7 protein-coding genes are annotated in these 11,292 nt (G+C 60.8%); 4 read left to right on the top strand and 3 right to left on the bottom strand.

Annotation, left to right across the window (positions count from 1 at the left end):
• The first annotated feature begins 20 nt into the window (after nucleotides 1-20).
• A complete protein-coding gene (locus ABQ278_RS07315) occupies nucleotides 21-1,577 on the top strand; it encodes a hypothetical protein (protein ID WP_349321892.1) in 1,557 nt (518 codons plus the stop codon).
• A 113-nt stretch (nucleotides 1,578-1,690) separates the two neighbouring features.
• The gene (locus ABQ278_RS07310) at nucleotides 1,691-5,077 is read left to right on the top strand and encodes a glycosyltransferase (RefSeq protein ID WP_349321891.1); all 3,387 of its coding nucleotides are present in this window, start codon (nucleotides 1,691-1,693) and stop codon (nucleotides 5,075-5,077) included.
• Here the strand turns inward: ABQ278_RS07310 and ABQ278_RS07305 are convergent.
• The 3 genes from ABQ278_RS07305 to ABQ278_RS07295 form a co-directional block, all read right to left on the bottom strand.
• A complete protein-coding gene (locus ABQ278_RS07305) occupies nucleotides 5,074-6,228 on the bottom strand; it encodes an acetyl-CoA C-acyltransferase (RefSeq protein ID WP_349321890.1) in 1,155 nt (384 codons plus the stop codon). The two genes, ABQ278_RS07310 and ABQ278_RS07305, sit on opposite strands and share 4 nt — an antisense overlap.
• A gap of 132 nt (nucleotides 6,229-6,360) precedes the next feature.
• Nucleotides 6,361-7,299, bottom strand: coding sequence for a 4-hydroxy-tetrahydrodipicolinate synthase (gene dapA / locus ABQ278_RS07300; RefSeq protein WP_349321889.1), 939 nt, complete (start codon nucleotides 7,297-7,299; stop codon nucleotides 6,361-6,363).
• Nucleotides 7,300-7,303: 4 nt separating this feature from the next.
• On the bottom strand, nucleotides 7,304-7,561 hold the full coding sequence (locus tag ABQ278_RS07295; RefSeq protein ID WP_349321888.1) for a hypothetical protein: 258 nt from the start codon (nucleotides 7,559-7,561) through the stop codon (nucleotides 7,304-7,306).
• Between the two features lie 320 nt (nucleotides 7,562-7,881).
• Here ABQ278_RS07295 and ABQ278_RS07290 point away from each other — a divergent pair, with 320 nt between their 5' ends.
• Nucleotides 7,882-10,746: a helicase-related protein gene (locus tag ABQ278_RS07290; RefSeq protein ID WP_349321887.1), complete on the top strand. Its 2,865-nt coding sequence runs from the start codon at nucleotides 7,882-7,884 to the stop codon at nucleotides 10,744-10,746.
• A 243-nt stretch (nucleotides 10,747-10,989) separates the two neighbouring features.
• Entirely contained in the window at nucleotides 10,990-11,199 is a 210-nt protein-coding gene (locus tag ABQ278_RS07285; RefSeq protein ID WP_018079788.1) for a cold-shock protein, read from the top strand.
• Nucleotides 11,200-11,292 lie beyond the last annotated feature (93 nt).

Below are 11,292 nucleotides of genomic sequence, written 5' to 3'. Positions count from 1 at the left end.
CATCCGGCGCAAAGACGTATATGTCCATAAAGTCCAAGACCCTCTATCTCGCGACCATCGCGGCGATCCTGGCCCTCTCGATGGGGCTGGCCATCGCGTTTGGCTATATCAGCGTCGATTCCTGGTACTATATCTTTCTCGCCGACAGTCTGCGTCATGGCCAGGGATGCAGCCTGAACGGCACCTATTTGGCAGTCTACCCGTGCGGCTACCCCACCATGCTGGCCCTGACCGCGCCGGTCGCTGATCCGGCCTTCCTTATGGTCAGCAGCAAACTGACCAATTTCCTCCTGCTGGCGGCCTCGTTTCTCTTTGTTTACAAGGCTTCGCGCAACCTGCTGATAGCGACATTGATCGTGATCAATCCCGTCACCCTGCTGATCGGCATGTACACCTGGTCGGAAAACCTGCTGCTGTTCTGCGTCTGCGGCACCTTCTTCGCCCTATCGCTGATCCATACCCATCCCCGCAAATGGGCGTTCTATGGCCTCCTTGCCCTGTTCCTCGTGCTCGGCTGTTTCGCCCGCTATTTTTTCGCGCCCTTCGCCTTCATCCTGTTTATCTGCACCTGGCTGGCCTATGGCCGCACCACCGCCCTGCGCACCCTGGCCTGTTTCGGCATCGCCGGCGTCGTCTTCCTGGCCTATCAGGCCTTCAACCACCACATGACGGGCTACGGCACCGGCATGCCGCGCATCACCGCGCCCGAAGCCAAGCTACTGCTGATCCGGCAATTTGTTCTCGCGGTTGCCGGCTGCGCCCTTGGCATCATCGCCGTGATCGCGGTGCTGGCCGGCGCCTCATGGAACAGGCTGTCGCTATCGCGCGAAAAGACCTCACCGGCTGTCACCTTTGTCCTTCTGGCCGGACTGGGCTTTCTGGCCCTGGCTTTTGTGTTACGTTTCCGCACCCAGTTCGACCCCTACAATGTCCGCACCATCGGTTACGGTGTTGTCCTGACCCTGGCGGGGCTGGCGGGGCGCTACATCCGGTGGCGCACGGACGAGCCGCCGAAAATCTGGGCTTTGATCGCCTGCGGACTGGCCTGCGTTATCTTCTGCGACGGTCTCTCCATCCCGCAGGATCTCAGCGATCTGCGGACCGGCTATCAGTTCCCGGCGGCTTCCGTGTCCGATCTCATCTATCAAGGGCCGCCGCTGGCCACCGTAGTCTATTTCCAGTTACCGGTCTCGACGCTTGATACCGGCAATGTTGATAATATACCGCAGCTTCACTACGGCAAAAACGTCCGGCTGATTACCCCGATGAGTGATACCGACAAGCCCGAAACCGCACCATCCTTCCTGCATGATCTGGATGATGTACCGCCGAAAGGCTGCGTTTTCGACTTTACCGCCTTTGCCAGCGTTCGTGAGTTCGACACCTTCCTCAGCAGCCGCACCCTGACGGATCATCGCTTTTGGCTGTTTGGCGGCACAACGCAAACCCTCAGCAAGCCGGATTACGATCCCGGCCTGAAAGCGTGGCTTCTCGATATAATCCAGCCCGGACGAATGGTATCGTGCCGCGACATCCTGAGTTTGCCGGCCAGCCGGCGAATCGCCGGCTTATCATGATTTTTCCACCTGGCAGGAAATGTGGCCGATGGCCATAATTCCCGTCTCGCAATTGTCATAAATAGCGCTCAGAAGGGCAGTCACACAACTTTGATTTCATAAGCTGCACCTCCATGTCAAAACCTATTTTCTATGATCCCACAGGCCGGCGCCGCAAGGTGTCCTTCATTGGGGTCTTCGGCCTGATCCTTGTCGCCGTCCTGTTGTTCATCGGCCTGATCGTCTCAATTCTGCTGGTGCCGGTGCAAAAGGATCTCGACCTACACATGGAGTATCCGAAGCCCTTGGCTTGGACAGCCCCTTTCCACAGGGCCGCGCCACGCCATCGCTCCATTGCGGTAAAACGCGGTAATCCGAGCGTAAACCAGACCGTGGCGGCCTTCTATATCGGTGATGATCCCGGTCGTGCCTCGCTGGAGCGCCACGTCAACGATCTTGATATTGTTATCCCGTCCCTGGCCATTGTCAGTGGTGCCAACAACGCCTTTATCTATACGCCCGATTACCAGTTCCGCAGCATCGTCGCCTCGGCGAAGCACCAGCCGGCTGTCCTGGTCATGGTGCAGAACACCTACAAGGGCAGTTTCGATGGCGTAAGCCTCGCGCGCCTACTGGCCAATCCCGCGCAGCGCAAGACCCTGATCGGTCAGGTCGAGGACATGCTGCGTAAGGAGAAGGCCGCCGGTGTCGTGTTTGACTTCGAAGCCTTGCCGCCCCACGCGCTCGGCAACTACCTGACCTTCATCCACGAAGCCCGCGCGCAGCTCTCGCGCGACGGTTTTCAGGTCACCCTGACCGCACCGATCGATGATGACACCTGGAACCTGAAAGCCTTTGCCAAGGCCTCGGACAAGCTGTTCCTGATGCTGTATGACCAGCACTCCATGGTTGATCCTGCCGGGCCGATCGCCGCGCAGGACTGGTTCAATTCCCGCCTGACCGAGGCCTTGAAAAGCGTGCCGCTCGACAAGGCCATCGCGTGTATCGGCAACTATGCCTATGATTGGCATGATAACCAGGCCGACGTGCTGACCATTCCCGAAGCCTGGCTGATCGCGCACGATTCCGAGGCGCCGATGCAGTTCGATACGGCCTCCGGCAATCCGAACTTCTCCTATCAGGAAGGCGGCAAGGATCATCAGGTGTGGATGCTGGATGCCGTCAGCGCCTGGAATCAACTATTGACCATCGACAACACCAATCCCTACGGCGTCGCCCTGTGGCGGCTGGGCAGCGAAGACCCCGGTGTTTGGCCCGCCCTGCAAACCTTCCAGACAGACAAAACGCCCGACCTGCGCGTGCTCCAGCCATTGGGCAATGTCGATGTCGAGGGCAATGGCGAGGTGCTGCATATCGACAGCACGCCGACCAATGGCGCCCGCACCGTCACCTTTGACAAGAACCGCGTGGCGCAAGGCGCGCAGTACCAGAGCCTGCCGACGCCCTATGTGGTGCGTCGCACCGGCCTAAAGCCCGGCTATCTGGCCCTCACCTTCGATGATGGTCCGGATGCCAAATGGACGCCGCAGGTGCTGAAAATCCTGCGTGAGGAAAAGGTGCCGGCCACCTTCTTCGTCATTGGGGAAAAGGCGATCGGCCATCCCGCCCTGCTGCGCCAGATGGTGCGTGAAGGCGACCAGATCGGCAACCATTCCTACACCCATCCCGACATGTCGAAGGTATCTCCGGAATGGGCCCGCGTCGAGCTCAACTCGACCCAGCGCGTCGTCGAGGCCTATACCGGCCACTCGATGCGTCTGTTGCGCTCGCCATACTTCGGTGACGCCGAGCCGACCACCGAAAACGAGCTGGGACCGGCGCTGCTGGCGCAACAGCTTGGCTATACCAATGTCGGGCTGCACGTCGATTCCGAGGACTGGACACGCCCCGGCGTCGACGCCATCATCAAGAATACGCTGGATGGCGTGCATGAAGGCAAGGCCAGCCAGACCTCTGAAGCCTGCCTGAAAGATCCGTCGGAATGTCATTCCGGCCAGATCATCCTGATGCACGATTCAGGCGGCGAGCGCGCGCAAACCATCGCTGCCCTGCCAACCATCATCCGCACCCTCACGGCCGAGGGCTATACCTTCACCACGGTCGGCGATCTGGTCGGGCTGGCGCCGGATCAGGTCATGCCGAAACTGAGCGGCGCCGATCTCGCCGAGGTGCGCTTCGACGTGGGTATCTTCATGTTCCTGGCGTGGACGGCGGAGGCCTTCAAGTGGCTGTTTATTATCGCCATCATCCTCGGCATCACTCGCGCCCTCGTCCTGTCCGGACTGGCCATCTATGCCGAGTTCAGCCGCCATATGGTCGCGCCCGGCAGCCTTGAAAACGACCCTCAGCACGATGAGGTCGCCGCCTATGTCAACGGGCGTTTCGTCAGCGTCCTGATCCCCGCCTTCAACGAGGCGCGCGTCATCGAGAACTCGGTGCGTCGGGTGCTGTCGAGCATCGGCGTCAACATGGAGGTGATTGTTATCGACGACGGCTCGAAGGACGCCACCAGCGCCATCGTCGCCGAGGCCTTCAAGACGGATCCGCGCGTCCGCCTGATCACCCAGGCCAATGCCGGCAAGGCGACCGCCGTCAACAACGGCATCGCCGCTTCTAAGGGCGACATCATCATCGCGCTCGACGCCGACACGCAGTTCGAACCGGAAACCATCGCCCGTCTGGTGCGCTGGTTTATCCGGCCGGAAATCGGCGCCGTGGCCGGCAACGCCAAGGTTGGCAACCGCTTCAACTGGGTCACGCGCTGGCAGGCGGTGGAATACGTCACCTCACAGAACCTGGAGCGAAGCGCGCTGGCCATGTTCGGCGCCATGATGGTGGTGCCGGGCGCGGTGGGGGCCTGGCGGCGCGCAGCGCTGGCCGAGGTCGGCAACTACCCGCACAACACCCTGGCCGAAGATCAGGACCTGACCATCGCCATCCAGCACAAGGGCTGGAAGGTAGCCTATGATCAGGATGCGGTGGCGTGGACAGAATCGCCGGAAAGCTTTGGTGCCCTGATGAAACAGCGCTTCCGCTGGGCCTTCGGCACCCTGCAGTGCTTGTGGAAACACCGCACCATCCTGAAAGAGGGCAAGCCGAAGGGGCTAGCTTTTATCGGCATTCCGCAGGCCTGGGTGTTCCAGATCGGCTTCTCGGTCATCTCGCCGCTGATCGATTTCGCGCTCGTGGTCAATATCATCAACACCGCGCTTCAGGTGTCGCAGCACGGCTGGGCCGCCACCAGTGGCGATCTGGAGCGAATGCTGGTCTATTGGATCGCCTTCCTGACCATCGACGCCATCTGTGGCGGCATTGCCTACTGGCTGGAACCACGCGAAAAATCCTATCCGGTGTTCTGGCTGCTGTCACAACGCTTCGTCTATCGCCAGATCATGTATTACGTGGTCATCAAGGCGCTGTTCGCGGCAGGACGCGGCATGGCCGTTGGCTGGGGCAAGCTGGAACGCAGCGGCCGCACCAGCCCGCAGGCGAAGGGTTAAACCAACTCGATCGCCACCGCCGTCGCCTCGCCACCACCGATGCATACGGCGGCCACACCACGCTTGCCGCCGGTTTGCCGGAGCGCGTTGATGAGAGTGACGAGGATGCGCGCGCCGCTGGCGCCTATCGGGTGACCAAGCGCGCAGGCGCCGCCATGGATGTTCAGCCGGCCATGCGGGATTTTGAGATCGTGCATGGCGATCAGCGCCACCACCGCGAAGGCCTCGTTGATCTCGAACAGATCGACCTGATCCACCGACCAGCCGACCTTGCCGAGCAAGGTGTTGATGGCCCCAACCGGCGCGTGGCTGAACCATTTCGGCTCTTCGGCATGACTGGCATGGCCTCTGATACGCGCCAACGGTATAAGGCCGTGCGCTTCGGCGACCGATGCCTTCGTCAGCACCAGCGCCGCCGCGCCATCGGAGATCGAACTGGCGTTTGCAGCGGTGACCGTGCCGTCTTTGGCAAAAGCCGGTCTGAGCAGCGGAATCTTGTCAGGCCGCGCCTTGGCCGGTTGCTCGTCCGCTGTGATAACGCCCGCCTTCGTCTCGACCGGCACGATCTCAGCGCTGACATCGGCGGCCAGGGCGCGGCTTAAACTGGCCAGCGCATAATCGTCCTGCATCTGGCGGGTCAACTGATAGTGCCGGGCGGCGTCCTCGGCGAAACTGCCCATCAGACGCCCCGGTTCATAGGCATCCTCCAGACCATCGAGGAACATGTGGTCCTTGACCTCGCCATGCCCCATCCGCATCCCCGCACGCGCCTTGGGCAACAGATAGGGTGCGTTCGACATGCTCTCCATGCCGCCGGCCACCACCATGTCCGCCGAGCCCGCCAGCAGGGCGTCATAGCCCAGCATCACCGCCTTCATGCCCGAACCGCACATCTTGTTGACCGTTGCGGCCGGCACGGAGACCGGCAAGCCTGCCAGAAGGGCGGCCTGACGCGCCGGCGCCTGCCCCAGTCCGGCCGGCAGGACGCAGCCCATAAGAACTTCGCTGACCAGATCGGCAGGCATGTTACCGACAGCCGCCCTGATGGCTGCCGCCCCGAGTTGCGGCGCGGTGACGCCGGCGAAATCACCCTGAAATCCGCCCATGGGCGTGCGCATGGCGCCGGTTATCACGACGTGATCAATGGGCATTGACGTTTCCTCGCGCGAACGCTTTATCGGGTCAGCATAGAACCCTCATCCGCTGCACACAACCGCAAACAGAACGGCCCCAGCCGTCGGAGATGGCTGGGGCCGTTCTGTGGCCGGGTCCGCGGGTTCTACCTATTTCGAGGACTTGTCGGCACAGAGCAGATCGTCATGATGCAGGGCGTGCATATGGGCGAGTACGGTTTCCAGTTCCTGACGAAAGTCCGCCGTCACCGGCGTCATCGGCAGGCGCAACTCTTCCTGACACCAGGTCTGCAAGGCGAGCGCGGCCTTGACAGGCGCCGGATTCGGTTGGGCGAACATATGCTCGATCAGGGGCATCAGGATGTTGAAGCGTTTCCAGGCCCCATCGGCGCTGTATTTTTCCAGCATGGCATAGGCCTCGACGAAGCGGCGCGGCGCCACCTGGGCCGAGGCGCTGATGACGCCATGCGCGCCCATGTCCAGCGCCCGGAACATCCACTGATCGTCACCGCACATCACCTTGAGGCGGTATATGGTCGGCAGGTCTTTCAGGCGATCCGTCGTCAGCCCACAGGCCTTGATGGCCGGGAAATCACCACTGGCCATCAGGCGAAGGATGGTGTCAATTTGCAGCACCGCCCCGGTGCGCACCGGAATATCGTAGAGGATAACCGGATGCTTCACCGCTTCGGATATCGCCATGAAGTGCCGGTAGATACCCTCCTGCCCCGGCCTGACATAGCTTGGCGCGGAGACCAGATAGCCATGCACCGGAAGATCACCGATCTCCGTCAGTTCGTTTAAAATCTTCGAGGTGTTCGTGCCTTCAACACCCAGGACGACGGGGGTATCATCAGGGACGGATGCTGCGACGGTTTCAACAAGACGGGCCTTCTCATAAGGCGTGAGAGACGGACCTTCACCCGTCGTCCCGCCGACAACCAGACCGTGAATGCCAAAGTCCACAAGATGATGAGTGAAGAGACTAGCAGCGTCATAGTCGACGTCTCCATGTTTGAAAGGGGTCATCATCGGCACCCAGATACCGGTGTAAGGGGAACGGGGTTCGTAGGTTTCGGGGATAAGCATGGGATCAGGCCGCCATCGCCACGGCGCCGAACTGCGCGGCCGGCAGACCAAGGACGAGCGCATGCACGGCCGGTTCATAGGCCGAGGCTGACAGCGTCACCCACAGGCAGGCTTCGTGTTTATCAGGGATGGATTGCAGGTGGATGGAACGGATCTGAGCCCCGCACTCACGACGTAAAAGAGATTGCGCCGTGAGGCTGAGGTCAGTATCGACGGTCAGGGGGAACAAAACCGTCATCTGAAGGGGATCTGGGGAAGGCATTTTGTGTTGGCTCTCTAGGGATGAGACAACGGTTTTCTACGCCTTCGCCCGTATGACAGGCGTATAGATTGGCCAGACTTGCGTAGTGTTTTTGTATAGCTCCCATCACGCAATCGGCAGATCGACTATGGTTAATCGAAAATCGACCTACTAGATACTGTAGGGAACATAAACGGTATCTGTCGATGTCAGTGATTCGGACATGATTCGTTTCCAGCCCGTTCGGCATTCCGGTAACACCTCGTTTACAAGTCCGCTTTTGCGCGCCCTCTGGTGCAATAGCGCTTCCCAAACGGCTTCCGCGCTCCTATGTATGCAGCGTGTCAGAGATAGCCCCCAACAGCCCCCGCCCCATTATCCACGCCGCCAGCGACGCAAAGCTGATGGCCGTGCTTGGTCCCACCAACACCGGCAAGACCCACTACGCCATCGAGCGTATGTGCGCCTATGCCAGCGGCATGATGGGCCTGCCCCTGCGCCTGCTCGCCCGTGAAATCTACGAACGCGTGGTGGCGCTGAAGGGCGTCAACGCCGTGGCCCTGATCACCGGCGAGGAAAAGATCATTCCGCGCCTGCCCTCCTATTTCATCTGCACGGTCGAGGCCATGCCGCTGGAACGCCAGGTCGATTTCCTGTGCGTCGATGAAATCCAGCTCTGCGCCGACACCGAGCGCGGTTACGTCTTCACCGACCGCCTGCTGCATGCGCGCGGCCGTTTCGAGACCGTATTTCTGGGCGCCAAGACCTTCGCGCCCTTGTTCCACCGCCTCTTCCCCGCCGCCGAAGTCATGCTGCGTGAGCGTCTCTCCGCCCTCACCTATTCCGGCCCGAAGAAGCTGACCCGCCTGCCCAAGCGCACCGCCATCGTCGCCTTCTCAACCGAGAAGGTCTATGCCATCGCCGAACTGATCCGCCGCCAGCGCGGTGGCGCGGCCGTGGTGATGGGCAGCCTGTCGCCCAAGACCCGCAATGCGCAGGTCGAATTGTTTCAAAAAGGCGAGGTCGATTTTCTGGTGGCGACCGACGCCATCGGCATGGGCCTTAACATGGACATTCAGCATGTCGCGTTTTCAGGCCTCTCCAAGTTCGACGGCAAGTCGACGCGCCACCTGACGGCGCAGGAAATCGGCCAGATCGCCGGCCGCGCTGGCCGTTTCATGCGCGATGGCACCTTTGGCGTCACCGGTGAATGTCACGAACTCGACGAGGATCTGGTCCACGCGGTCGAGAACCATCAGTTCATGGCGCTCGATGCCGCGCAATGGCGCAATCACAAGCTTGATTTCTCGACGCTCGACGCCCTGCTGAAAAGCCTGTCGCAGCCCTCAACCGTGATCGGACTGCACCTCGCCAAGGAAGCGCTCGATGAAAAGGCCCTGCGCCTTTTGAGCCAGGACGAGGATATCGCCGCCAAGATCAGGAACCCGGTGACCTTGCGCACGCTGTGGGAAGCCTGCCAGTTGCCTGACTTCCGCAAGATCGGGCTGGATGAGCACCTGAAACTGGTGGCGCACCTGTTCTGGTCACGTCTCAGCCCCGGCGGCTTCATTGCCGAGGACTGGTTTGAGGGCGCCTTGCGCGATCTCGACCATATGGACGGCGATATCGACACCCTGTCGTCGCGCCTTTCCGGCGTGCGCACCCTCTCCTACATCGCCAACCGTGGCGCATGGCTGGCCCGCACCGAGCACTGGCGCGACGCGGCGCGCGATCTCGAAGAGCGCCTGTCCGACAAACTGCACGAAGCCCTCATGCAGCGCTTTATTGACGCCCGCACCAGCGCCCTGCTCAAGGCGCTCGATGCCGAGGAAGCGCCGCGCCCCGAAGTCACCCCCGAAGGCCAGGTCATTATCGAAGGCCATGTCGTCGGCGAACTGAAAGGGCTGTCCTTCACATCGACCAGCGCCGAAAGCGTTATCGCCGACAAGGCGCTGCGTCAGGCCGCCAACCGCGCCATCAAGCCGATCCTGCTCGATCGTTTGCGCGATCTCGCCAACAGCGCCTCGAAAGCCTTCCAGATCAAGGGGCATGACGTCCTGTGGAAGAAGGAAATCGTGGCCCGCATCGAGCCTTCCGATTGGTTCGCGCCGCGCCTCAAGCTGATCGAAGCGCCCGATCATCCGGCCTTGCAGGAACGCGCCGTCAAGCGCCTGACCGACTATGTGCGCCAGAGCGCGCAGGCCGGTCTCAAGAGCCTGTACAAGATCAAACAGACCTCGGAAGATGAGGCCGCGACGCCGGCCGTCCGCGCCATCGCCTTCCGCCTCTATGAAAACGCCGGCATCCTTGCCCGCGATGAAACCCTGAAGCTGACGGCCGAAGACAAGGCGGCGCTGAAGGCGCTTGGCGTCGCCGGCCATCGCTATGCCTGGTTCCTGCCCGAACTGCAAAGCCCGAAAATCCGCCCGCTATTGCAGGCCTTTGGCAGCGGCGCCAATCCGACCGATCATCCGCAGCGCAAGCACAGCCAGCGCGGTCAGCTCTTGCTGGGTGACTATGGCGCGGTGGCAATGAAGACCCTGTCGCAACTCGACAAGATCATGGGCCATGGCGTCTGGCAAAAAGGCGCGACCTATGTGCGCGAGGCCGATTTCGCCGCACTGGGGCTCAACGAGAACCAACGCGATAAGCTGTTGCAGGCCCTGGGGCTGGTGAAGGTTGAGCCGATCACGGTGACCGAGACGGTGGCAGTGGCGGTCGACGTCAAGGCGGAAGCCGCACCGAGCGAAGGTAAGTCACGCCGTAAACGCCGCAGAGGCAAGGCGCCCGTCGCTGTCGAAGTGAGCGTGGAAGCCGTGGAAACGCCCGTCGAGGCGGTTGACCTGCCGGAAGCCGCTGTAGAACCTGTGGCAGAAGCCATTACAGAACCTGTCGAGGAAGCCGTGGCCGAAACGCCGGCGCCCGTGCCTGAAACCCGTGAGGTGCAACTGCTCGGCTGGCGGCAAAAATCGTTCGAGCCGCGGCCGCCGCGCGTCCGTCCGGAGCGGACACGCTCTGACGCGCCAGGTGAAAACGCCGGCAAGCCGCGTGGCGACCGCTCTCGCAAGGGGGCACCGAAAGAGGGCAAGCCCTATTCAGGCGGCAAGCCGGATCGCAAACCCGCCCGCGAACAAAAGCCGGCGGAGCCCTATGTGAACCCCTATTCGCCCTTCGCCATCCTGCGCGAAAAACTGGGACAATCCTGAACTCTATAAAGCGGCGCGTCAGTAATACGACGCGCCGTTGCAGTTTTATTACGTCATTTTTTGAAATGACTTGCGTGTTTTCAAGTTTTACATTATAGTTGAGAAATCGATTTATAATTGTCTGCTGTTTTGTTTCGCACTTTTCCAAAGTGCATCGAGCGAACCCCCATTCAAAAGTTAACCGAGAGGTCGTCGTACATTTCGTTCGGCGGCGTATAATATTGCTATTTGAAAGGGTTCATTATGAGCACTGGCACAGTTAAGTGGTTTAATCCGACTAAGGGTTTTGGTTTCATCGAGCCTTCGGACGGCGGCCAGGACGTTTTCGTTCACATCAGCGCCGTTGAACGCGCTGGTATGCGCAGCCTCAATGAAGGTCAAAAGATCTCCTACGAGATGGCACGCGACGCCAAGTCCGGCAAGATGTCTGCCGAACAACTCGAAAACGCTTAAGCCTTAGGGTTTAACCGAATTTGGAAAGGCCGGAGCCGCAAGGTTCCGGCCTTTTTCGTGTCCGGAGCGACTTTGACAAACTTTGCCAAGAGA

This window comes from Asticcacaulis sp. MM231, assembly GCF_964186625.1.
GTDB lineage: Bacteria > Pseudomonadota > Alphaproteobacteria > Caulobacterales > Caulobacteraceae > Asticcacaulis.
The sequence above is the reverse complement of the archived record's forward strand: the minus strand, read 5'-3'. Positions and strand labels throughout refer to the sequence as shown.